This is a genomic window from Streptosporangium amethystogenes subsp. fukuiense (assembly GCF_042665875.1).
Classification (GTDB): domain Bacteria; phylum Actinomycetota; class Actinomycetes; order Streptosporangiales; family Streptosporangiaceae; genus Streptosporangium; species Streptosporangium fukuiense.
In genome coordinates, this window is the sequence record NZ_JBHTEE010000001.1 from 7,354,569 (window position 1) to 7,378,413 (window position 23,845).

Sequence of the window (23,845 nt, forward strand, 5' to 3'; positions counted from 1 at the left end):
ACTCTCCGTTGAAGGGTGGCCCGTGTCCAAGCGGGCCTGTCCAGGAGCTTTGGGAGGCCATGTGGCGCACGTGCCGCACGAGCAGTGGAGGGCGTCCTCGCCCGCTGCTCGACGCGTGCCCGTGGCCTTCTCCGTCGACGACACGATCCCCGACCGGGCCGACCGGATGGCGCGGTTCGCGGCCGGCGCCCGGCGGGGCATCAGGCAAGCCCTCGCCATCGGCGGTCTCCTGGCCGCCGCATGGCTGCTCGCGATCGTCTTCGGCTTTCTCAGTGCCACTCCCGCGGCCGCGGACGCCACCGCGGCGACAGGAGTGGCCCGCTCCCAGGCCTTCGACGCTGTCGCTTCCGGATCGGCTGCAAAGGTCGATGACTTCCCCACGGGTAGCGGCAAACCGTCGGCGACGGACAACGCCGAAGCCATGGCGGGGCGAGGTGTGGACGGGCTCACCAGCCAGTCCAAGCCGGGGGCCCCGGCACCCGCCACCGTCGACCACGGTTCTGGCACCAATGGATTCGTGCCCCAGAGCGGTGGTGGATCCGGCCTCTTCGGCTCGGGTCCGGGGGATGTCGCGTGGTTCGCCTACGACCCGCGACTGGCGACGCAGCGTGTTCCGCTGGCGTTCGTGCTCCCCCCCGTCGTCCGCACAGCGGCGGACGACCCTTCTTTCTCTCCTGACTGACACCGTCTCGTAGACCGGCCTGATCTCCTTTCGAGTGATCCGCCGGTCGCGGAGCCTGTCTCGATCCTCCGTCCCCCGGAGAGTCGCTCCACCGGTGAGCGGTGAGCAGGCCGACGAGTCAGCCGGTTCCCAACTCCTCGTGACGGCCCGCCTGGGCCTCCGCTGTGCGGGCCCTGTCCGGTCCTCGCATGGCACTCGCATGCCCTCACGAGGGCTTCAGGTCCCCCCGAGACTGCTAGGAGCTTCAATCATGCGTACGTGGGTTAGGGGCACCGCCCCTGCGGCACTGCTCGCACTGGGCGTCATGGCCATGGGCGGCGGTACCGCCTTCGCCGACACCGACGGTGACCACTCGATCGCCGGAGGAAACCAGGTCAATCTTCCGATCACCCTGCCGATCGACATCAGTGGAAACGCCGTCGCTGTGGCCGGGCAGTCGGCCGCCTCCTCCGAGGGGGGCGCGTCCGCCGAGAACAGCGGCGGCGGCGCGGGGGGCAACGAGACCTCAGGTCGGGGCAGCGTTCTGGGCGGCAACCAGGTGGTGGCGCCGATCACCGCGCCCGTCAACGCCTGCGGCAACGCGGTGTCGGTGATCGGCCGTTCCGAGGCGGGTTGCCGTGGCGGTGCCTCGGTGCGGAACCAGGGCGGGAACGGCGGCGGTGCCGGTGGCAACCGCACGAACGGTGATCACAGCATCGGCGGCGGCAACCAGGTGGTGGCGCCGATCACCGCGCCGATCAACGCCTGCGGCAACTCCTTCGCGATCTTCGGTGGGGCGACCGCCGGTTGCCGGGGTGGTGCCTCGGTGAGCGGTCAGGGCGGTGGCGGCGGCGGTGCGGGCGGCAACCGCACCTCCGGTCGGGGCAGCGTCCTGGGTGGTAACCAGGTGGTGGCGCCGATCACCGCGCCGATCAACATCTGCGGCAACTCGGTCGCCGTCGTCGGCGAGGCGTTCTCCGGCTGCGAGGGCGGTGCCGAGGTCGGCGGCGGCAGGCCCGGCGGGCCGGGGCAGCCCGGTGGTCCTGGGCACCCTGGTGGTCCTGGTCACCCCGGCAGGCCGGGGCACCCCGGTGGTCCTGGTCACCCCGGTGGGCCCGGGCACCCTGGTGGGCCGGGACGGCCGGGCGGCTCGGGGGAGCACGGTGGCCCTGGCAAGCCCGACTGGCCGGGTAAGCCGGGCTACGGCGGTCACGGCGGTCACGGCGGCTGGGAGCGGGGCCCGCGTCCGGGCGGTCCCGGCTCGGGGTACGGCCGGCCGGGAAACGACACCGATGGGCGCTTCGGAGCCGGCAGCGGTAACCAGGTGGTCGCGCCGATCACCGCGCCCGCCAACGTCTGTGGCAGCGCCGTCGGCAACGGCCAGGCGGGCTGCCCGGGCGGTTCGTCCGCGGGGACGGGCCAAGGCGGCGGCGGTGCGGGCGGCAACCGTACCTCCGGTCGGGGCAGCGTCCTGAGTGGTAACCAGGTGGTGGCGCCGATCACCGCGCCGATCAACGTCTGCGGCAACGCGGTCGCCGTCCTGGGTGGGGCCTTCGCCGGCTGCCAGGGCGGTGCGTCCGTCGGGACCGGTGGTCCCGGTGGCGGCGGTGCCGGTGGCAACCGCACGAACGGTGATCACAGCATCGGCGGCGGCAACCAGGTGGTGGCGCCGATCACCGCGCCGATCAACGTCTGCGGCAACGCGGTGGGCGTGCTCGGCCGGGCCGCGGCCGGATGCAGGGGCGGCACCTCGGTCTCCGGTGGTGCGGGTGCGGGGGCCGGTGGCAACCGTACCTCCGGTCGGGGCAGCGTCCTGGGTGGTAACCAGGTGGTGGCGCCGATCACCGCGCCGATCAACATCTGTGGCAACGCGGTCGCCGTCCTGGGCGACGCCGCCGCGGGCTGCCTCGGCGGCTCCCGCGCCGGAGGGCCGGGCGGCGGCCAGTGGGGCGGCCACAACGGTGGCCAGTGGGGCGGCCACAAGGGCGATCACAACGGCGGCCGCGACGGCTGGGATGGCAAGCCTGGCAGGAACAAGACCAGTAGCCTGCTGTCCGTCCTCCCCGCCGTTCCGGGGGTCGACGGCGAGACCGGTCAGGCGTCGCCGTCCGACGCCCGCGGTGCCCGGAAGGCGAGCCGGTCCCAGCTTCCGGCCGCCGGTCTGCCCGAGCTCCCCGTCATGCCCGCCACACCGGTGAGCAAGCGGGCCGCGGCGGCCGACAGCAGCTCGCCGCTGGCTCCCGTCACGGGCCTGACGTCCTCCACCCCGGCCGGTAACCTGCCGATCCGTGATCTGGGCCTGATGAGTGCCGCTCAGCCCGTCGGCGTGACCGGGATGAACGTCGGTTCCCTGGTCACCCTGCTGATCGGCGCGTTGGCCGCGGCCTCCGCGACCGTCTTCGGCACCACCCGTCGCATCCGTTTCGGTAAAAAGTAAGGCATTAGTCACCTATTAGGCATGCCTTCCTCAGAGCCACTGAGGAAGGCGCGCAGACGCCTCGACGGCGGCGAGACAGGATGACCGTGCCCGTGTGGTGCGGTGCTCGCTCGCCTGGCGAGGCACGGAAGCTTTGCCCGTCCCGGGGGCGCGGCCCGGGGCGGGCAAAGCCATGTCTGGAATCACATCGTCCTGGTCACACGTATGATCTTCCGGCGCAGCCGGACGTCTCGGCGGCCATCGGGATACAGTCGCAGACGGTCGAGCTCCCAGTCACCGTATTCTGCGTGTTCGGTCAGTATCTGGCGGGCTGCGTCCCGTGAGGTGCCACGCGGGAGATGGAGAACCAAGTAGGAGTAGTCCAGCACAGCGATTAGTCTCCGAGGGTGAGCTGAGGGACGTCGACACTCATAGGGCTTTATTCTGCGTCCTTGCGGCTTTCCTTGGGAGTGTTCCCGACTCAGATCGGGTAACCCGAGGGGAAGTAAACGGGGAACGAATGCGAACAGCGAGGTAGGAAGCAGCGTGCCAGCCAAGAACGGCAACGCCGGCGGAAACCGCCTGGTGATCGTCGAGTCGCCTTCCAAGGCGAAGACCATCGCCGGGTACCTCGGCCGCGGCTACGTCGTGGAGTCCAGCATCGGGCATATTCGTGATCTCCCTGAGAAGGCCGACGACATCCCCGAGAAGTACAAGGGGGAGTCCTGGGCACGCCTCGGCGTCAATGTGGATCACGAGTTTGAGCCGCTCTACGTCGTCAACCACGACAAGAAGGCACAGGTGAGCAAGCTCAAGCAGCTGCTCAAGGATGCCGACGAGCTCTATCTCGCCACTGACGAGGACCGCGAGGGCGAGGCGATCGCCTGGCATCTCCGCGAGGTGCTCAATCCCAAGGTCCCGGTGCACCGCATGGTGTTCCACGAGATCACCCCGCGGGCGATCCAGGAGGCGGTGGCCAATCCCCGCGCCCTGAACCTGCGGCTGGTCGACGCCCAGGAGACCCGGCGCATCCTCGACCGTCTCTACGGCTACGAGGTCAGCCCGGTCCTGTGGAAGAAGGTCAAGCCCCGGCTTTCGGCAGGGCGCGTGCAGTCCGTGGCGACCCGGCTGGTCGTGGAGCGCGAGCGCGAGCGCCTGGCGTTCACCAGCGCGAGTTACTGGGACCTGCAGGCGCTGCTCGACACCGGCGGCGACGAGGTTCCGCACGAGTTCACCGCCATGCTGACCGGTGTGGACGGAAAGCGCGTCGCCCAGGGCCGGGACTTCGCGAGTAACGGCACCCTCAAGAGCGCCGATGTGCTGCACCTGGACGAGCAGGCCGCCCAGGCCCTGGCCGGGCGGCTGGCCGGTGTGCCGTACAAGGTCAGGTCGGTCGAGCGCAAGCCGTACACCCGCAAGCCGTACGCGCCGTTCAGGACGACCACGTTGCAGCAGGAGGCCAGCCGCAAGCTGGGCTTCTCCGCGAAGTCGACGATGCAGGTCGCCCAGCGCCTCTACGAGAACGGCTTCATCACCTACATGCGGACCGACAGCATCACGCTGTCGGAGACCGCCGTCGCCGCCGCCCGCAGCCAGGCCATCAAGCTCTACGGCTCGGCCTATGTGCCCGACAAGCCGCGCGTCTACGCCAGCAAGGTGAAGAACGCGCAGGAGGCGCACGAGGCGATCCGCCCCTCGGGTGAGGAGTTCCGCACGCCGGGCGAGACCGGGCTGACCGGTGACATGTTCCGCCTGTACGAGCTGATCTGGCAGCGGACCGTGGCCTCCCAGATGAAGGACGCGGTCGGTGAGTCGGTCACCGTCAAGGTGGACGGCACGTCCAGTTCGGGGGAGCGGGTCGAGTTCAGTGCCTCCGGGCGGACCATCACCTTCCACGGCTTCCTGAAGGCCTATGTCGAGGGCGCGGACGACCCGTCCACCGACCGCGACGACTCCGAGAAGCGCCTGCCGAACCTGAGCGAGAACGACCCGCTCACCGCGTCCGCGCTGAACGTGCTGTCGCACGCCACCAAGCCGCCGGCCCGGTACACGGAGGCGTCGCTGATCAAGGAGCTGGAAGACCGGGAGATCGGCCGCCCCTCGACGTACGCGTCGATCATCGGAACGATTCTGGACCGCGGCTACGTCTTCAAGAAGGGCACCGCCCTGGTGCCGTCCTTCCTGGCGTTCGCGGTGGTCAACCTGCTGGAGCGGCACTTCGGCCACCTCGTCGACTACGACTTCACCGCCGACATGGAGAAGGTCCTCGACGACATCGCCAACGACCGGGCGGAGCGGGTGCCCGAGCTGCGCCGGTTCTACTTCGGCGTGGACGGCGGCGAGGGGCTGAAGGAACTGGTCACCGATCTCGGCGAGATCGACGCCAAGGAGATCAGCTCGTTCTCGATCAGGGGCACCGACATCATGATCCGGGTGGGCCGCTACGGCCCGTACCTGGACCGCGAAGGTGTCCGGGTGAACGTGCCGGAGGACCTGGCCCCCGACGAGCTCACCGCGTCGATGGCCGAGGAGCTGTTCTCCCGCCCGACGGGTGACCGGGAGCTGGGCAAGGACCCGGTGACCGGGCACGTGATCGTGGCCAAGGACGGTCGCTTCGGCCCGTACGTCACCGAGATCCTGCCGGTGGAGGCGCCTCCGGCCGAGGGCAAGAAGAAGACCAAGAAGGCCGACGCCCCCAAGCCGCGCACCGGGTCGCTGCTCAAGTCGATGTCCCTGGACACCGTCACCCTTGAGGACGCCCTGCTTCTGCTCTCGCTGCCGAGGGTGCTCGGGGTGATCGACGACCAGGAGGTCACGGCGCAGAACGGCAAGTTCGGGCCGTACATCAAGAAGGGCACCGACTCTCGTTCCCTGAAGTCGGAGGAGGAGCTGTTCACGGTCACCCTCGACCAGGCCAAGGAGCTGTTCGCCCAGCCCAAGACCAGGGGCAGGCGGGCCGCGGCCGCGCCGCCGCTGCGCGAGCTGGGCGAGGACTCGGTCTCCAAGAAGCCGATCGTGGTGAAGGAGGGGCGGTTCGGGCCCTACGTCACCGACGGGGAGACCAACGCCTCGCTGCGCAAGGGGGACGAGGTCGAGCAGATCACCACCGAACGCGCCGCCGAGCTTCTCGCTGACCGCCGCGCCCGTGGCCCGGCGCCCAAGCGCCCCCGCACCACCCGGGCCAAGGCCAAGGCCTGACGCCGCCGAGCCAGGGCACCTCGTACGGGGCCCTGGCCCATGGGGTCACCGCGCCCGCGGGGAACGCATTCGCCGTTTCGGGCGTTCTTCGGAACGCGCCGGGATGGCCGGTGGGCGCGAGAGGGAAGGCAAGTGACGATCGTGGGCTTCGTATCGCTGGTCATCTGTGCGATCACGGTGGTCCACTACTACCTGTGGCGTCGTCTGGTCCGCTCGACCACTCGGCCGGGGCGGACCCGCCGGGTGCTGACCTGGGTCATCGTCGGCCTGGCGGTGCTCGCCCCCGTGACGCTGGTCGCCTCCCGCAGTGAGTGGGGGCACTTCCTGGCGTGGCCGGGATTCTTCTGGATCGCGACGATGTTCTACCTCCTCGTGTTCCTGGTGGTCCTGGAGATCCCCAGGGCCGTGGCCCTGCTGGTGGTGCGCGGGGTGGAGCACCGGGCCGAGCGGCGCGGGGTGCCGCCGGGGGTGGCCGCCCGCCGTGCGAAACGAGACGCGCAGCCGGAGCTCGCCGTTCGATCCGAAACCGCCGTCACACCGGCGTCCGTGGCCGCCGTTCGTCCCGAGCACTCCCTCCGGTCCGTCTCGGTGGCCCGGACCGACCGTGGGGAGTCCGCGATCGGTGGGGTGGTGGTCGTACCGGGCCCCGGAGGCACGCCGCGCGACGGAGGGGCGAAGGACACGGCGGGCGGGCTGAGCAGGAGGCTGTTCATCGCCCGTACGGCGGCGGTCGCCGCCGGGGCGGGAGCGCTCGGCACGATCGGGTTCGGGATCAGGACCGCTCTCGGCGACCCGGTGATCGAGTCGGTCGGGGTGGTGCTGCCCAGGCTGGATCCGCGCCTGAACGGCCTGCGGTTCGCGGTTGTCAGCGACATCCACCTGGGCCCGCTCACCGGTACGGAGCACACCCGGCGCATCGTCCGCATGATCAACTCACTGGAGGCCGACGTGGTCGCCGTGGTCGGCGACCTGGTCGACGGTACGGTGGCCGAGCTCGGCCCGCTGGCCAGGCCGTTGAAGGATCTCGAATCCCGCTACGGCGCCTACTTCGTCACCGGCAACCACGAGTACTACACCGCAAACGGCCCGCAGGAGTGGATCGAGGAACTCCGCGAACTCGGCGTCCGCCCGCTGGGCAACGAGCGTGTGGAGATCGCCCACGGGGGAGCCGTGCTCGATCTCGCCGGGGTCAACGACGTCGGCGGTGTCGCGTCGGGTGACGGTCCGGACTTCGAGCGGGCGCTGGGGGGCCGTGACCGCTCCCGGTCCACGGTCCTGCTCGCCCACCAGCCGGTCCAGGCGGTCCAGGCGGCCACCTACGGGGTGGACCTCCAGCTGTCCGGCCACACGCACGGAGGGCAGATGGTCCCCTTCAACCTGATCATTCCGATGCAGCAGCCGGTCGTCTCCGGTCTCGGCGAGGTGGACGGCACCCAGGTCTACGTGACGCGGGGCGCGGGTTTCTGGGGGCCGCCGGTCCGGGTGGGCGCCCCACCCGAGATAACCCTGCTGGAAGTCCGGAACGAGAAGCCTCGGTAGTCCGGCACCGATCGGGAAGGGGACGCATCACTGGGAACACGAGCATCTGACGCTTCTTTTCGGGTGTGACACCTGCGGGGCACAGGGCGGAGGCATTACCCTCGTGCGACGGGCAGCCGGGCGTTCTCGCCTGGCTCATGTTCTCCCCAGCCCAGCGAGCACCTGGATACGCTGACACTATGACCACCCTTGGCCGGAGCACCACGCGACGCAAGCCCCCCCACGTGCTGGCCAACACCCCGTTCCGCAAACTGTGGACGGCGATGTCGGTGTGCAGCCTCGGAGACTGGCTCAACCTGCTGGCACTGACCGCCCTGGCGGGCAACCTCACGGTGGGGTCCGGCTACAAGGTCCAGAGCCTGGCCATCGGAGGCGTCTTCGTGGCGAAGATGCTCCCCGCCATCCTGCTGGGTCCGCTCGCCGGCGCGTTCGCCGACCGGTTCGACCGGCGGATGACGATGTTCTTCTGCGACTTCCTGCGCTTCGCGCTGGTGCTGTCGATCCCGCTGATCGGCAACTACCAATGGGTGATCATCGCCACCTTCCTGGTCGAGTGCGTCAACCTCTTCTGGGTTCCGGCCAAGGACGCCACGGTGCCCAACCTGGTGCCCAAGGAGCGGCTGGAGGAGGCCAACCAGCTCAACCTCCTGGTCACCTACGGGACCGCGCCGGTCGCCGCGCTGCTGTTCGCGGTGCTGTCGGTCGCCGACGACGCCCTGGGCAACCTGGTGCCGTTCTTCGCCCAGCGAGAGACCTACCTGGCGCTGTTCATCAACGCGCTCGCCTACCTGGTCTCGGCCTTCATCATCCTTTCGCTCAAGGACATCCCGAAGGCCGGCGCGCGGGCCGCGACCTCCACGCCGTCGGTGCTGCGGCAGATCTTCGAGGGCTGGCGGTTCGTCGGCGGTAACCGGCTGATCCGCGGCCTGATCATCGGCATGCTGGGTGCGTTCGCCGCCGGCGGTGCGGTGGTCGGGGTGGCCAAGATCTACGTGGGCGCGCTGGGCGGCGGCGACGCGGCGTACGGCGTGGTCTTCGGGGCGGTCTTCGTCGGCATGGCGTCCGGCATGTTCTTCGGGCCGAGGCTGCTGAGGGAGCTGTCGCGGCGACGGTTGTTCGGCCTGTCGATCGTGGTGGCCGGGGTGGTCCTCGTCGCGATCGCGCTCGTCCACAACCTGGTGATCGTCGTCCTGCTGACCGTGTTGCTCGGCGCGTGCGCGGGAATCGCCTGGATCATCGGTTACACGATGATCGGGCTGGAGGTGGACGACAACCTGCGGGGCCGCACGTTCTCCTTCCTGCAGTCGCTCGCCCGGGTGACCCTGCTGCTGGTGGTCGCGGTCGCGCCGACCCTGGCGGGCCTGTTCGGTGAGCGGGAGATCAGGGTCGGGCAGGAGCCGGTCTACCAGTTCGACGGCTCCAACCTGGTGCTGCTGGTCGGCGGGTTGCTCGCGGTGGCCGTCGGGACCGTCGCGCTACGGCAGATGGACGACCGCAGGGGCGTCTCGATCGTCGCCGACCTGATCGCCGCGGCACGTGGGGAGCGGTTCGCACCCGAGAGCGCCGAGCAGGCACGCGGGATGTTCATCGCCTTCGAGGGTGGTGAGGGGTCGGGCAAGACCACCCAGTCCAGGCTGCTCGCGATCTGGCTGCGCGACCAGGGCTTCGACGTCGTACAGACCCGCGAGCCGGGCTCGACCAAGGTGGGCATGCGGCTGCGCGCGATCCTGCTCGACGCGGTGCACCAGGGGCTGTCCGCGAGGTCGGAGGCCCTGCTGTACGCGGCCGACCGGGCCGAGCATGTGGAGAAGGTCATCCGCCCGGCCCTCCAGCGGGGCTCCATGGTGATCTCCGACCGGTACGTCGACTCGTCGCTGGCCTACCAGGGCGCGGGCCGGGCGCTGGACATCGAGGACGTCAAGAGGATCAACGGCTGGGCCACCGGCGGGCTCGTTCCCGATCTCACCGTGCTCATCGACACCCCGCCGTCGGTGGGGCTGGCCCGGCTGGGCGGGGCCGCCGACCGCATCGAGTCGGAGCCGCTGGAGTTCCATGAGCGCGTCCGCCGCGAGTTCCGGGCGCTGGCCGCCGCGGAGCCGGATCGCTACCTGGTCGTCGACGGGACCCTGACCCAGGAACGGATCTCCTCGCTCATCTACGACCGGGTCCGCGAGATCATGCCCGACCCGGTGCCACAGGAGTCGGAGGACGTCACCGGGACCATCCCGGCGATTCGCGACTGACCCGGTGCCTCCGTGAGCCGTGAGCGGATCTGTGAGGCTCTGCCCCGGCGACGCGACCGGCACCGGCGGTAGGTTGGGTCCGTGGGAGTCTTTGATGATCTTGTGGGGCAGGAGCGGGCCGCCGTAACGCTCCGCCGGGCCGCGGCGGCCGGTGCCGACCTGCTGGCCGGGGGGCGCGGTGCCGGGATGACTCACGCGTGGCTGTTCACCGGGCCGCCCGGGTCCGGGCGTGAGGAGGCCGCGCGGGCGTTCGCCGCCGCGCTGTTCTGCCCCGAGCAGGGGTGCGGCCACTGCGACATGTGCCACCAGGTGTCGGTCGGCTCCCACCCGGACCTGGAGATCGTCCGCCCGCAGGGACTCTCGTACGGCATCAAGGACACCCGCAGGCTCATCCTGCGCGCGGCCGGGGCGCCGACGCTGGGCCGCTGGCGGGTCGTGCTGTTCGAGGACGCCGACCGGGCGACCGAGGGGGCGTCCAACGCGCTGCTCAAGGCCATCGAGGAGCCGCCGCCGAAGACCGTCTGGCTGCTCTGCGCGCCTGCTCCGGACGACATGATGATCACCATCAGGTCCCGTTGCCGGATCGTCACGCTCGTCACCCCGCCCACCTCGGCGGTCGCCCACGTGCTGGCCACGCGCGAGAACGTGCCGCCGACGATGGCGGAGTTCGCGGCCAGGGCCGCCCAGGGGCACATCGACCGCGCCCGCAGGCTGGCCCTGGACGAGGAGGCGCGCTCGCGTCGCGAGGCGGTGCTGTCCATCCCCCGGTCGCTCACCGGCGTCGGGGAGTGCGTGATGGCCGCCGAGCGCCTGGTGAAGACCGCCGAGGACGAGGCCGCCGCGGTCACGGCGGTGCTGAACGAGGCGGAGATCACCGAGTTGCGTCAGGTCTACGGCGAGGGCTCCACCGGAAAGGGGCTCAACAGGGGGCTGATCCGCGGCGGTGCCGGAGCGCTCAAGGATCTTGAGGACCGGCAGAAGTCCCGGGCGACCCGCACCAAGCGCGATGTCATCGACGCGGCACTGCTCGACCTGGTGGCGTTCTACCGCGACGTGCTGGCCGTGCAGTTCGGCGCACACGTGGAACTGGCCAGCGAGGACCGCCGCGCCGATCTGGAAGACCTGGCCGGGGCCTCCACCCCGGAGGACACCCTGCGCAGGATCGACGCCGTCATGCGCTGCCGGAGGCGGCTGGCGGCCAATGTCAGCCCGCAGATGGCCGTGGAGTCGATGACTCTCTCGTTGCGTCAGCCCCGGCTCTGATCCGCCTTGACGGGAGGCGACCCGGAGGCGGTTTTTACGTTATAGGCTGAAATATAGGAATTGGGCAGACCGGAACCTGTGAGGCGATCGGCGGGCCCTATGCCGGGGGCGGCAGGCAGGCGGACGTGTGCCACCGCGATGGCCGGGAGGTTTCCGGCCGGCGGGCATGGATGGTTCGGAGGCGCACATCGTGGTCCGCTGGGGACCGGAGTTCGGGCTGATCAACTTTGGCCGATATCGGACACTTTGGAGTTTCCGGTAACCCGGCGTGACGGATATCGGCTGGTGAAGGACCGCGATCGTCGCGACTGTGCATCTCCTGCCCACCTTTTTCCGATTAGATGGAACCATTGCTCGCTAAATCACCTCAAAGCATGAGTGTGGGTCGTTAGGATTCACGGGCAAAAATCAATGCTTTTGTTATAAAACAACAGGAAGTGTCCTGCTCTACGGGGATGAGCAGCGAAGGCCGGGGGAATTTCAGTGAGCACCGAGGCACGCCACCGGGTGGTCCCGTCCGTGGGCGGGCGGGCCGTCACGAGCCGGGTAGGCGATGACGACACGCTGAGGATCGAATGGTCGGCGCCGACGGACGTGGAGATCGTCCTGCGGCATATGGAGACCGGTGAGGAGTGCGGGGCGGCGGACCTGACGGTGCTGGCCCCGGGACTCTGGATGGCCTCGTGCCGGGGCGAGCCCGTCGCCACCGACGACCCGGGGTTCTCACTCGACGGGCTCTGGTCCTACGCCGAGACCCGCCGCAACCGGGAGATCAGGGCGTTCCGCACCTCCCTCGGCACGCTGGGCCTGCGGGTCCGCGAGGTCGAACCGTACATCGAGGTGATCCGGGTGACCGCCGACGAGGGAGTGATCGCCGTCGAGGGCTCCGTCGCGTACGGTGACCCGATCCGGGGGGAGGCCCGGCTTGTGGCGGTGGCCCGCCGGGGGCCGGAGCCGGTGAGCGGGCCGGCGACGTTCCAGGGACGGTGGTTCGAGGGAGCGATCGAGATCGCGCCGATGGCCGAGGCGCAGGTGCGGCGCCGGGTCTTCTGGGACCTGTACGCGGAGATCTCCGGGATCCGACTGCCGCTGGCGACCCGTCTTGATGACATAACGGACAAGAAGGTCAAAGTTCGTTTTCCTGCCCAGCGTGTCGGGCAGGTGAGGGTCCGCCCGTACTACACCGAGACCGACAGTCTCGCCGTCGCGCTCAGCATCGAAGGGGAGAAACCATGAAGATCTCCTTTCTCATTCTCAACGCCTACGGCATGGGCGGCACCATCCGCGCCACCTTCGACCTCGCCACCGCCATGTCCGAGCGGCACGAGGTCGAGGTCGTCAGTGTCTTCCAGCACACCGACACCCCCTTCCTACCGCTGAGCTCCCGGGTCAGGCTCCGTTCGCTGGTGGACCTGCGGGAGGGGGCCAGGGTCCGCTGGCCGTACACGAAGAGGGCCGAGCGGCTGGGAGCGCGGGAGAGCGCGCTGATCCACCCCGAGGAGCGCGCCTACGCGTCCTTCAGCGCCTGGAGCGACGAGGTCCTCGTCCGCGAGCTGCGCAGGCTCCGCAGCGATGTCCTGATCACCACCCGCGCGGGTCTCAACATCATGGCCGCGAGGTACGCCCGCAGGAAGGTCGTCACGATCGCCCAGGAGCACCTGCACTTCGAGGCGCATCAGCCTGGGATCTTCGAGGAGATCCGGACCTGGTACCCGAAGCTGGACGCGGTCGTCACCCTCACCGAGGCCGACGAGCACGACTATCGGAACATGCTCAACGGGTCGCCCACCCGGGTGTTCACCATCGGCAACGGGCTGCCCGGAGGACCGCGTCCACGCTCCAGGCAGGAGAACCGGATCGTGCTGGCCGCGGGCAGGCTGGTGCCGGTCAAGGGGTACGACCGGCTGCTGAAGGCGTTCGTCCGGGTGGCCAGGGAACGTCCCGACTGGAAGCTGCGGATCTACGGCGAGGGCCGGGTCGGCGACAAGCTCATCAAGCAGGCGGTCAAGCTGCGGCTGCACAACAACGTCACGTTCATGGGTCCCACCGGTGACATCGAGGGCGAGCTCGCCAAGGCGTCGATCCACGCGGTCAGTTCCCGCTTCGAGGGCTTCGGCATGACCATCATCGAGGCGTTCGCCTCCGGGGTGCCGGTGGTCAGCTTCGACTGCCCCCGTGGACCTCGCGAGATCATCACACCCGGGATCGACGGACTGCTGGTCCCCGCCGACGACGTGGACGCCTTGGCCGACGGGTTGATCCAGATGATCGACGACGAGGAGGGCCGCCACAGGATGGCCAAGAACGCCCTCCAGACGGCCCGGAGCTACGACATCTCGACGATCGCCGAACGCTGGGAGAAGTCCTTCGCCCAACTCGGCCGCTGAGCGGCTGCCCGGGGCCCCGGCCGTTGACGGGCCCCGCGCCGACAGACGACTCTCTCCCCGTGGGCTGTTCGAAAGGGAGCAGTGCTCGTCCCCGGAGCTCCAGCCACCGGGTTCTCGATGGGGCGGCCCGTGTTCACCTCTTGGCGGCCCCGCGCTCTGCAGGGTGCGGAGCGTAGGGTGAGCACGAGCCGTACCCCCAGGTTTGGAGCCATATGGGCATGATCATGGCGGTGAGTTTCACCCGCTACGGCAGGCTGTACTACCTCGACCCCGGCGAGCACAGCCCCAAGGTCGGCGACAAGGTGCTGGTGCCCACCGAGGCCGGACCCGAGGTGGCCGAGTGTGTCTGGGCGCCGCAGTGGACGAGCGAGGAGATCGGCGGGCTGCCGCTGTGCGCGGGCATCGCGACCGAGGAACACCTGACCCGCGACGAGGGCAACAAACGGCGCCGCGCGGAGGCCCGGAGCGTATCCAAGCGCCTGATCAAGCGGCACACGCTGCCGATGAAGGTCGTCGGCGTCGACTACCTGGACGCGGAGAACGTCTACACGGTCTACTTCTCCGCCCCGCAACGGGTCGACTTCCGCGCCCTCGTCCGCGACCTGGCCCGCAACCTGCGCGCCAGGGTGGAACTGCGCCAGATAGGCCCGCGCGACGAGGCCCGCCTCCAGGGCGGCATCGGACCCTGCGGCCGCGACCTGTGCTGCGCCACCTTCCTCAAGGACTTCGAGCCGGTCTCCGTCCGGATGGCCAAGGACCAGGACCTGCCGGTCAACCCGCTGCGCATCGCGGGGGCATGTGGGCGGCTGATGTGCTGCCTGAAGTACGAGCACCCCCTCTACCTCGACGCCCAGAGCAGGATGCCCCGGATCGGGCTGAAGGTCGACACCCCCGAGGGCGCCGGGACCGTCGTGGGCCGCAACGTGCCCTCGGACTCCGTCGTGGTCCGCCTGGAGGACGGCGGCCGCCGCTGCGCCTGCCCGTCGGCCTCGGTCTGCTCCCCGCGCAAGCAGCACGACGAGGCGTACGGCGGCGCGGTGCGGGTCGCCGAGAGCGGGCCGGAAGGGTGACCGACCGGCTTCCCGTCACGGGGTTTCGGCGCGGGCGTAGGATTCGACCGTTCAGCCTCTCCGCGTGTCGGCCCCCTTGCCGGATCCGCGTGTGACCCGACCTACGGACTACGGAACGGACAAGGCGTGAGATCCCGTGTGACCGCCGTACTGGCGGCGGTGGCCCTGCTCGCGAGCGCGTGCACCGGCACCGACGTCCCCGCCGACGCCAGTGGCGGCACCGGAGCCGGCCGCGGTGTGGCGGGAGCGGCTCTCGGCTGGAACGAGTGCGAGGACGGTTTCGAGTGCGCCAAGCTCGCCGTACCGCTCGATCACAGCAAGCCGGACGGTGAGAAGATCGAGCTCAGTGTGATCCGGCTCCCGGCCTCGGGGAAGCGGATCGGCTCGATCCTCCTCAATCCCGGCGGGCCGGGTGCCTCCGGAGTGCAGTACGCGCGAAGTGCCCGCACCGCGGTGAGCGAGGCGGTTCGCGAGCGCTTCGACGTCGTGGGCTTCGACCCGCGCGGGGTCGGCGAGTCCGCGCCCGTCCGGTGTCTGTCGCCGAGCGAGCTGGACGTCTTCGTCGGCCTCGACAACTCGCCCGACTCACCGGGAGAGGTCACCGTGCTCAAGGAGGGGGCGCAACGGTTCGCCGCCGGATGCGAGACCCGATCGGGCAGGCTCCTGCCGTACGTCGGCACCGCCGACGCCGCCAGGGACATGGACCTGCTGCGTGCCGCCGTCGGTGACTCCCACCTCACCTACCTCGGCAAGTCGTACGGCACACAGCTGGGTGCCGTCTACGCCGATCTCTTTCCCGACCGGGTCCGCGCCCTCGTCCTGGACGGCGCCGTGGACCCCTCGCTCGGCCCGCTGGAGCTGAACACCGCGCAGGCACGCGGTTTCGAGGTCGCCCTCGACGCGTTCCTGGAAAACTGCCTCGCGGCCACCGACTGCCCCTTCCAGGGCTCCGTCGCCTCCGCCCGTGCGGAGATCACCGAGCTGCTCCGCAGGGCGGACACCGCCTCCCTGACCAACAGGACCGGCGACGACCGTACGGTGACCGAGGCCTGGGCCATGCTCGGTGTGATCACCCCGCTCTACGACCGGCAGGCATGGCCGGTCCTCCGCCAGGCGCTGGCCCAGGCGCTGAAGGGTGACGGCACCGTCCTGCTCCGCATGGCCGACCTGCTGGTCGACCGTGGGGAGGACGGCGAGTACACCAACCAGACCGAGTCCAACCTGGCGGTCAACTGCGTCGACAGCGTCTACCCCCAAGACCCCGCCGCCTACGCCGAGGCGGCCGAACAGGCGGCCAGGGTCGCCCCCCTGTTCGGCGCGTACGTCATGTGGAGCTCACTGCCCTGCGCGTACTGGCCGGTCAAGGCAGGTGCCCGGGAGAAGATCGACGCCCCCGGAGCTCCGCCCATCATGGTCGTCGGTACCAGACGCGACCCCGCCACGCCCTACCAGTGGTCAGAGGCCCTCGCCTCCCAGCTCTCCTCCGGTGTCCTCGTCGGTTTCGACGGAGACGGCCACACCGCCTATCTGACCGGCTCGGCGTGTGTGGATCGCCTGGTGGACGACTACCTGATCGATCTGACCGTCCCCGCCGACGGAACCCAGTGTCCGAAGATCGGCTGATTCCGGTGCGCGGGAAGGCCCTGGGAGCCTGTAGACTGCCGTAAGTCGTGGTGAAACACGGCACGCCGCCTTAGCTCAGTCGGCCAGAGCACTTCACTCGTAATGAAGGGGTCTGGGGTTCGATTCCCCAAGGCGGCTCCAGCTCAGAGGCCCCCACCGGGTTCCGGTGGGGGCCTTTTGCTAACACCCTTGCTAACAGCACTGTGGACCCGGCGTTTCTCCCGTGACGGAGCTAGTGTCGGAAAACGGCTGCTTAACAAGCACCCCTAAGTCGGCATATCAGACGCCGCTACCATGATCATTTCGAGCGCCTAGCTTACCGAGTGCCGCCAAGATTTTTTCGCATCATTCGTGTGAGCGGGTGATCTGCCCCAAGCGCCCGCTCGCTGTCGGCCAGTACCTGCTTATACAGGGCGAGCCCTTCTGTTACCCGCCCTGCCAGCCCATAGGCTCCGGCGAGGTTGTGCCGGTTGGTCAGGGTATTGGGGTGGTCGGCGCCCAGTACTCGCTCGCTGTCGGCCAGTACCTGCTCATACAGGGTGATCGCTTCTGCAATCCGCCCTGCTGACCGGTATGTGTAAGCCAGGTTGTGGCGGCTGCTCAAAGTGCCAGGGTGGTTAGCGCCCAACACCCGCTCACGATCAGTCACCACTTGCTGATACAAGGTGATCGCTTCTCTTATCTGCTTCGCCGATTGGTAAGCGCTGGCGAGGCTGTGCCGGTTGGCCAGGGTGTTGGGGTGGTCGGTGCCTAGTACTCGCTCGTTGTCGGCCAGTACCTGCTCATACAGGGTGATCGCTTCTGCAATCCGTCCTGCCGATTGGTAAGCGCTGGCGAGGCTGTGCCGGTTGGCCAGGGTGTTGGGATGGTCGGTGCCTAGTACTCGCTCGTTGTCGGCCAGTACCTGCTCAAGCAAGATGACCGCTTTTTCTACCTGCTCTGCTGATAGGTAAGCGTTGGCGAGGTTGTGCCGGTTGGCCAGGGTGTTGGGGTGGTCGGTGCCTAGTACTCGCTCGTTGTCGGCCAGTACCTGCTCAAGCAAGATGATCGCTTTTGTCGTCCGCCCTGCCGACCCATGGGTATAAGCAAGATTATTGCGGCTGGTCAGGGTGCGGGGGTGGTCGGTGCCTAGTACTCGCTCGCTGTCAGCCAGCATCTGCTCAAACAGGGTGATCGCCTCTGCAATCCGCCCTGCCGATTGGTAAGCGCTGGCGAGGTTGTTGCGGCTGGTCAGGGTGTCGGGGTGGTCGGTGCCTAGTACTCGCTCGCTGTCAGCCAGCATCTGCTCAAACAGGGTGATCGCCTCTGCAATCCGCCCTGCCGATTGGTAAGCGCTGGCGAGGTTGTTGCGGCTGGTCAGGGTGTCGGGGTGGTCGGTGCCTAGTACTCGCTCCCTGAGGCTCAGCACCTGCTCCAACAGGGTGATCGCCTCTGTCGCTCGTGTTGCCGTGCCATAGGCGTAGGCGAGATCATGGCGGCTGGTGAGGGTAGCAGGGTGGTCGACACCCAACAGCCGTTCACTATCGACCAGTGTCTGCTGCAGCAAGGCAATGCCGCGGGGCAGGTCAGCCAGATCTGTCAGGCGTCGACCGCACCAGCCACGCAGATCCAGCAGCTCGGGTGTCAAGAGGTCGGCCAGGTGAGCGATGGCGTAAAGGGTGCCGGTGTGCTCAAGTAGGGCTTCCACCGAGGGGCGGGCGCCCCAGGTCGCGGCTCCAGTGGGGATCGGGGCGTTGAACGTAGCCAGCAGACCGGTTGCCGTGTCCACGGCCTGCTGCAAGCGGGCCTCGTGGTAGGCGCGTTCGCGCAGTACCCGTTGGATGAGACGGTGCATCAGCACCGCCTGACCGTCGTCAGTGAAGGTGATCAATGAGGTGTCAGCCAACCGGGCCAATAGCTCATCGATTTCCGACTGATCTCCAGGTTCCAGGATGGGAGCGCTGTGCAGCAGCAACCGTGCGACGCCAGCTGGAGACAGCACCGCCAGCACCTCCAGCAACCGGCGGGCGCCGAGAGTAGCCTGCTCGGCCAGGGCGAGCGATAGTAGGATTGCCTGCGCCGCCCCAGCAGGATAGGCATCGCCTTCTAATGCGGTTAGATGCCGCTCCAGCGGCAGGTCGCGCAACGATCGTAAGTAGGCGCGGTAGCTGATCTTTTGCCAGGCGATCATCGCGGCCGCCTGGGCCAGCGCCAGCGGCAGATGTCCCAGCTCCGCAGCCAGCTCAGAGGCAGCATCTTCGTCGGTCAGGCCGGTGCGCTCGGTCAGGAATGCTGCCGCCTGGGCGGGGGTGAACACCTGCACCTCTACCGGCGCGTAGTGGCGGCTGAAAGCCCGATTTCGGGAGGTGATTACCACCCGAGCCGCCCCGGTGGTCGGACACCACCGCCGCACAGTCGGAATGTCGGTGGCGTTGTCGAACACCACTAGGCATGGCTGATGCGTCCCTGACATCCATGCCTTGACTCGGCGGGCTGTGGTCTCGGCGTCGTCGTCGACGCTGTGCATTCCCAGCCGGACAGCCAGGCCGTCCAGCCCGGCGAGAATTTGGTTCTCGGTCTCGGCGGGAATCCAGGCCACCACCGGCCAACCCGCTGCCTGGCACGCCCAGGCGTAGGAGGCTGCCAGCAGCGTCTTGCCCACTCCTGGCGTGCCGGTCAGCGTGCACACCACTGCTGCCCCCCCAACCGCGACTTGCGTGTGTAACCGTGCCAGCAGATCTGTACGCACTTGAAACGCCACCGGCTGAGCTGGGATGTCACCCTCGACGACCTGCTCTCGCGCCGACGCCCCAGAATCGGACGTGGTTTGGGTGACGGTGACATTTCCGCGCACATGAGCGATCTGGATTAGGTCATGGTGCACGGTGGAGCTGCTGACCCACTGAACCGGCCGCGTTACCTGAGGACACGGCTGGGAGGGGTACGGCTCAGGCATTGCTGTACTCACGAACGCTCGATGGTCACATCACCGCCGGCGCCGCTGATCTGGATGATCGACCCGCCGATGATGGAGCCGGTCACCGACTGACCGATCCCCGGTGAGCCGGTCGGCTCCTCGTCTGGCACCTCTTGCACCGGCATGGCAGGCGATGCAGGTGCCGGTATCGGTGCGGCGGATGTGGAGGCGCCAGGAGCGATGCGGATGCCGTCTGCAAGGTCGTGTGCCTGCACGATGTCACCGCTAGCCGAGGAGCGCATCACCGACTGAATCGACGATGAAGCGGCCCCGCTTGGTCCCGCCGTCCTGTCCTGACTGGATGAGGCATCAGTCAGCCGGTAGGCCACCGCAGTGGCGGCCGCACCCAGAGCGAGGGCAATCAGCGCCCACCACCCGTTCCATACCCCGTCGTTGAGAACCTGGTTGCCAGCCACGGACACCGCTACAGACAAGACGACCGAGGCAGTGATCAACAGGCCCCTGCGCCACAACATCCGCTCAGCCGCCATCCCTCCATCTTCGGACCACATGCCGCTCGACGGGGTCGATGAGGCCAAACAGCAACCAATCGTCACCAGGGAGTCGCTTTCTGATTGGGACATCACCACGGAGCAGCCGCTATATTCACCTAGTCGTTGTCGACGTCGTTCGAACCGTGGTTCAGGCACACATTCCGTGAAATCGGCGGGGCTGCCGACGCGGATCAGGGCGGTTCGCTGCTAGCGGACACGCCGTTCTCCAGTTGAGCGGCCAGATTTCTCCTGGCTGATGGCCATCAAAATTCCTGGCGTGGCCACTGGGAATCCCGGTGGGTGGCCAGGTCGATCTCCGGGTGGGCGGTCAGGTCAGCGGGATCACTCCACGCCCGGACAGAGCCTCGGCCAGGCGATGGGAGTCGCCGCTGGTCTCCACCAGGTGGGCGTGGTGCATCAGCCGGTCGACGGTCGCGGTGGCGAGCGTCTTGGGCATGATGGTGTCGAAACCCGACGGGTGGATGTTGCTGGTGACCACGACCGAGCGGCGCTCGTAGGCGGCATCGATAACGCGGTAGAACGCCTCGGAGGTCTCGTGGCCGACCGGCAGCAACCCGATATCGTCGATAACGATGACGTCGCTGCGGCAGATGCGGCCGATGGCGCGCGAGACCGATCCGTCGATCTTGGCCCGGCCGACCGTGGCACTGAGGGACTCCAGGGTGAACCAGGCCACCCGCAGGTCTTTTTCGATCGCCAGATGCGACAGTGCCTCAGCGAAGTGGGACTTGCCGGTGCCGGACGGTCCGGCGATCACCAGGTTCTCCGCGCGGCTGACCCATTCCAGCGTCATCAGCGCGTTCTGGGTGGCCTCGTTGATCGTGGAGCCCTCGCGCCGCCAGGAGGAGAAGGTCTTGCCGGAGGGAAAGCCCGCGCTCTTGCGCCGGTTGCGGCGGGTCGCCTGGTCGCGGCCGACGACCTCCTCATTGAGCAGGACGCGCACGACTTCGGCTGGGTCCCAGCGTTGCGCGCGGGCGGTCGCCAGCACCTCGGGCGCCGCTTTGCGGGCGTAAGGAAAACGCATCCGGCGAAACAGGGCCTCCAACTCGGCCGGGACCGGTGGGGCCGCAGGAAGGGTGACACTCACGAGTGATCTCCTTTGACGCTGTTGGTGTTACTGAAGGCAGCCCAGGAAGCGGTGCCGGGCTGGACCGAGTGAGCCTCGTCGACACGGGTGTTTTCACCGGCGTGCTCATGCAACGCGAGGTGGTCGCAGATGGAGGCCAGGTCAGCTTCGGCGAACCGGCCGTTGATCGCGGCCAGTCCGAGCGCCTCATCCACCCGGGCCGCGCCCAGCAGACTGGCCAGCTCGACCGCGCGGGCCATTTTGGTGCGGATCCGCACCACTCCGGTGGCGGCGGCCTCGATCAGCCACGCCTGCGCACCCGGCCCGATCGCCAGGAACGCTTCTTCGGCCTTGGTCCGCGGGCGAGGCCGGGGCGCTTTGGGGCCGTTGCCGCCCTCGTGCTCGGGATAGTGGGCATCGACGATCCGCGGCCGGCCCGGAACCGACAGCCGATGCCGCCACAGTTCCCTCAGACCGTGCTGACCGTGCTGCTCATCGGTGCCGGAGCGGCCGACGATGACCAACTCGTCGCCGTGGACGCGGCACCAGACCGTCTGTCCCTCGTGGCCGGGCGGCACCGAGTAGCGCACATCGCCCCAGCGGACGGTCCGGTCGTCGCAGACCAGGCGCTCGGCGCCGAGCGCGAGCACGTAGGGATCGGCGGGCAGCACGTGCAGGCGAGCGCGTTCCTCGGCCAGCATCTCGATCGGCGGCCGGTGTGTCTCGCGATGGCGGCGGCCGTTGATGTGCTCACTCCAGGCAGCGCACGCGGTCTCCAACTCGGTGAAACTCCCATAGGCGGCGCGAAGGTTGGCATGAGTGGGCACCAGGTCCGCCTTGGCGATCTTCACCGTTGCCTCCACCCCGCCCTTGGACTCAGGATCGAACGGCTCGCAGGTAGTCACCACGCACCCGTAATGCCGCCCCAGCTCGACCATCTGGGGGTGGCGCACCGCGATGCGGGCGATGTGCTCGATCGTGACCGTCTTGGGGTTGTCGGTCAGCAGATACGTCGGCGCCCCGCCCAGCCGCCGCAGCGCCGCGTCCAGGCATGATGTCAACGTGGCCAGCGTCTGATCCCAGGCGGGGATCACCACCCGAAACCGCGACCAGGCCAGCCAGGCACAAAACAGCTGCGTGCGGCGCTCACCGATCCGTGGGCCCTCGCCCCAGTCCCACTGCAGCCACATCCCCGGCTCAGGCACCCAGGGCCGGTAGACGCGCCGCCGTCCGGCCTTCCAGGCCGCCTTGATCTCGGCGACCGCCCGCCGCGTGGTCCGCTCGGACCCGGCGAATCCCATCGCGACCAGGTCTTTGTGCACCACGTCCGCGCGGATCTTCCCTTTCGACCGGTCGACCTTCTCCTCGATCTTCGCTAGGAACGCGTCGATCGCCTTAGGGCGCGGCGTCGGCTGGTGCGGGTTGCCGCCCGCCGCGCGGATCGCGATATACCGGCGCACCGTCTTGGGGTCACACCCCGCCAGTTGCGCCGCCGACCAGGCGCACCCGGTCAGGTCGTAAGCCTCGTAAATCTCCATCAGCTCCATGCCAGACTTCGTCACGGGCCCCCTCCGCGGGTCTGGGGTGCAAGGTCTCGACAACCCGCAACCCAAGCCCCCGCGGAGGGGAACCCAAGCTGTGACACACGGACAAGATCAGGAGATCGGCCTGGCCATTGACCAAGACTTTTGGTGGCCGCCCACCAGGAACCGGTGTCCGTCAGCCGCGACTTTTCTGTCCGCCGATCAAGAGTTCCACGTGACCGCTCTCAGTTCGCCCGCAGGACGGGCAGAGCCCTCCACGAAATGTGTGCCGGATGGGTGATCAGGCTGGTGTGAGCTACGAGGGCGTCAGGAGGCCTGGGCGGTACCGCATCGGCTTGAGCCGGGTGCGGATCGGACCGCCGAGTCAGGTGGCCAGGTCGCTCAGTACGCCGTGCCGACCGACCGGCCTCACTGCGTCGCCATGACGATGCAGCGCCGTAGCTCCTCGACCGCCTCAGGGGCGCCCTCGACCGTCACGCCGCTCGGCTCGCCGGCACTCTCCCGGTTCCACATCCAGCGCAGCACGGCCGTCGGCGGACCGCTCACGGTCACGTCGGCCGCGTCGTCGCCGGCGCCGTCTTCGACGGCGAACAGCCCCGGACCGGTCCGCACCCGCCATGCCGCGCCGTCGGTCCGCACCGTGTATGTCCGGCCCGGCGAGCCCGCCAGGATGTCGGTGAAGTAGTCGCCCCACTCGGCGACGCTGTATGCCGCGAAGACCTTGAGCAGCTCGTCGATGCCGTCGATGGCGAGGTCCGCCGGGACCGGCGTGACCGGCTGGCCGGTGCCGAGCTCGGCGTCGATGCGGTGGATGACCGTCTCCTGCGCCATCCGCCGGATCCAGAAACCGACGGTCTGATCCGGGGCGTACCAGGAGATGGCCGGATCCTCCGGCTCGCGGGCGCCGAACTCGTCGAGCAGCCCGGCGTACGCACGGTCGAGCAGCGCGATCGGCTCCTCGTCCGCGAGCTCCTTCGGCGGCCACGGATCGGGTTCGGCGCCCGCGCGCATGATCAGAGACTTATGCAGGTACACCTCGCCGATGTGACGGGTCAGGTCGGCGACGGTCCAGTCGGGGCAGCTCGGCACCATCGCGCCGGGGTCGGTCGGCACGACGGCCCGCAGGTGGCCGAAGTCGGCCGCGAGACACTCAAGGAGTCGGGGATATTCCATGCCGAACAGTTCAGCACACGCTCACGGCTCGTTCAGTCAGCCCGGCAGCCATCGCCGACCATCATCAGCCTGCGTCGACAACCTCCGTTACGAGCCGGCCGCACCCGGCAAAGTCCACGTTGGCATGAAAAGGGCGCGGCCTGTCCACCCGCTGTCATTTTTCAGCGACGGGGACAAGAGTAGAGCCAAGG

The 23,845-nt window shown here is 68.7% G+C and carries 16 protein-coding genes and 1 tRNA gene; 11 read left to right on the forward strand and 6 right to left on the reverse strand.

The features are described from left to right. Positions 1–61 precede the first annotated feature (61 nt). On the forward strand, positions 62–682 hold the full coding sequence (locus ACFQVD_RS32655; RefSeq protein WP_343971424.1) for a hypothetical protein: 621 nt from the start codon (positions 62–64) through the stop codon (positions 680–682). Positions 683–932: 250 nt separating this feature from the next. Continuing rightward, the gene (locus tag ACFQVD_RS32660; protein ID WP_343971421.1) at positions 933–3,098 is read left to right on the forward strand and encodes a chaplin family protein; all 2,166 of its coding nucleotides are present in this window, start codon (positions 933–935) and stop codon (positions 3,096–3,098) included. A 182-nt stretch (positions 3,099–3,280) separates the two neighbouring features. On the opposite strand, the gene ACFQVD_RS44860 is transcribed toward ACFQVD_RS32660, so the two are convergent. Next, positions 3,281–3,697, reverse strand: coding sequence for a DUF5703 family protein (locus ACFQVD_RS44860; protein WP_425580436.1), 417 nt, complete (start codon positions 3,695–3,697; stop codon positions 3,281–3,283). Between ACFQVD_RS44860 and topA the strand changes: the two genes are divergently transcribed. The 9 genes from topA to ACFQVD_RS32710 all read left to right on the forward strand — a co-directional run bounded on the left by topA (position 3,624) and on the right by ACFQVD_RS32710 (position 16,541). Next, positions 3,624–6,275, forward strand: coding sequence for a type I DNA topoisomerase (topA, locus tag ACFQVD_RS32670; RefSeq protein WP_343971417.1), 2,652 nt, complete (start codon positions 3,624–3,626; stop codon positions 6,273–6,275). The genes ACFQVD_RS44860 and topA overlap by 74 nt on opposite strands. Positions 6,276–6,407: 132 nt before the next feature. Beyond that, a complete protein-coding gene (locus ACFQVD_RS32675) occupies positions 6,408–7,814 on the forward strand; it encodes a metallophosphoesterase (RefSeq protein WP_343971414.1) in 1,407 nt (468 codons plus the stop codon). 179 nt (positions 7,815–7,993) lie between these two features. Beyond that, a complete protein-coding gene (gene tmk, locus ACFQVD_RS32680; protein ID WP_343971411.1) occupies positions 7,994–10,057 on the forward strand; it encodes a dTMP kinase in 2,064 nt (687 codons plus the stop codon). Between the two features lie 81 nt (positions 10,058–10,138). After that, positions 10,139–11,320, forward strand: a complete 1,182-nt coding sequence (locus ACFQVD_RS32685; RefSeq protein ID WP_343971408.1) for a DNA polymerase III subunit delta' — start codon at positions 10,139–10,141, stop codon at positions 11,318–11,320. A gap of 483 nt (positions 11,321–11,803) precedes the next feature. Then, positions 11,804–12,556, forward strand: a complete 753-nt coding sequence (locus tag ACFQVD_RS32690) for a hypothetical protein (protein WP_343971405.1) — start codon at positions 11,804–11,806, stop codon at positions 12,554–12,556. Next, positions 12,553–13,707, forward strand: a complete 1,155-nt coding sequence (locus ACFQVD_RS32695) for a glycosyltransferase family 4 protein (protein WP_343971402.1) — start codon at positions 12,553–12,555, stop codon at positions 13,705–13,707. Before ACFQVD_RS32690 ends, ACFQVD_RS32695 begins: the two co-directional genes overlap by 4 nt. 212 nt (positions 13,708–13,919) lie before the next feature. Further along, the gene (locus ACFQVD_RS32700; protein WP_386272949.1) at positions 13,920–14,777 is read left to right on the forward strand and encodes a PSP1 domain-containing protein; all 858 of its coding nucleotides are present in this window, start codon (positions 13,920–13,922) and stop codon (positions 14,775–14,777) included. 126 nt (positions 14,778–14,903) lie between these two features. Next, the gene (locus ACFQVD_RS32705) at positions 14,904–16,400 is read left to right on the forward strand and encodes an alpha/beta hydrolase (protein ID WP_343971398.1); all 1,497 of its coding nucleotides are present in this window, start codon (positions 14,904–14,906) and stop codon (positions 16,398–16,400) included. 64 nt (positions 16,401–16,464) lie between these two features. Next, positions 16,465–16,541: transfer RNA gene (locus ACFQVD_RS32710), tRNA-Thr, on the forward strand. A gap of 175 nt (positions 16,542–16,716) precedes the next feature. Here the strand turns inward: ACFQVD_RS32710 and ACFQVD_RS32715 are convergent. From ACFQVD_RS32715 to ACFQVD_RS32735, 5 genes are all read right to left on the reverse strand, one after another. After that, complete coding sequence (locus tag ACFQVD_RS32715) at positions 16,717–19,263, reverse strand: tetratricopeptide repeat protein (RefSeq protein ID WP_386368744.1); 2,547 nt, start codon at positions 19,261–19,263, stop codon at positions 16,717–16,719. Between the two features lie 80 nt (positions 19,264–19,343). Beyond that, positions 19,344–19,847: a hypothetical protein gene (locus ACFQVD_RS32720; RefSeq protein ID WP_343971392.1), complete on the reverse strand. Its 504-nt coding sequence runs from the start codon at positions 19,845–19,847 to the stop codon at positions 19,344–19,346. Positions 19,848–20,178: 331 nt separating this feature from the next. After that, positions 20,179–20,958 carry an IS21-like element helper ATPase IstB gene (gene istB / locus ACFQVD_RS32725; protein WP_364159275.1) on the reverse strand — a complete coding sequence of 260 codons (780 nt, stop codon included), beginning with the start codon at positions 20,956–20,958 and terminating at the stop codon, positions 20,179–20,181. Further along, positions 20,955–22,484: an IS21 family transposase gene (gene istA / locus ACFQVD_RS32730; RefSeq protein WP_364159272.1), complete on the reverse strand. Its 1,530-nt coding sequence runs from the start codon at positions 22,482–22,484 to the stop codon at positions 20,955–20,957. The genes istB and istA overlap by 4 nt, the downstream gene beginning before the upstream one ends. A 405-nt stretch (positions 22,485–22,889) precedes the next feature. After that, positions 22,890–23,654 (reverse strand): maleylpyruvate isomerase family mycothiol-dependent enzyme, encoded by a 765-nt coding sequence (locus tag ACFQVD_RS32735; protein WP_343979332.1) that lies wholly within the window; start codon positions 23,652–23,654, stop codon positions 22,890–22,892. Between the last annotated feature and the right edge of the window lie 191 nt (positions 23,655–23,845).

What these genes read in the sequence shown, in the direction of transcription:
- ACFQVD_RS32660 (WP_343971421.1), top strand. Translation starts at nt 933, where the DNA reads ATGCGTACGTGGGTTAGGGGCACCGCCCCTGCGGCACTGCTCGCACTG.
- ACFQVD_RS44860 (WP_425580436.1), bottom strand. Translation starts at nt 3,697, where the DNA reads ATGGTCTTCGCCTTGGAAGGCGACTCGACGATCACCAGGCGGTTTCCG.
- tmk (WP_343971411.1), top strand. Translation starts at nt 7,994, where the DNA reads ATGACCACCCTTGGCCGGAGCACCACGCGACGCAAGCCCCCCCACGTG.
- ACFQVD_RS32695 (WP_343971402.1), top strand. Translation starts at nt 12,553, where the DNA reads ATGAAGATCTCCTTTCTCATTCTCAACGCCTACGGCATGGGCGGCACC.
- ACFQVD_RS32700 (WP_386272949.1), top strand. Translation starts at nt 13,920, where the DNA reads ATGGGCATGATCATGGCGGTGAGTTTCACCCGCTACGGCAGGCTGTAC.
- ACFQVD_RS32720 (WP_343971392.1), bottom strand. Translation starts at nt 19,847, where the DNA reads ATGGCGGCTGAGCGGATGTTGTGGCGCAGGGGCCTGTTGATCACTGCC.
- istA (WP_364159272.1), bottom strand. Translation starts at nt 22,484, where the DNA reads ATGGAGCTGATGGAGATTTACGAGGCTTACGACCTGACCGGGTGCGCC.
- ACFQVD_RS32735 (WP_343979332.1), bottom strand. Translation starts at nt 23,654, where the DNA reads ATGGAATATCCCCGACTCCTTGAGTGTCTCGCGGCCGACTTCGGCCAC.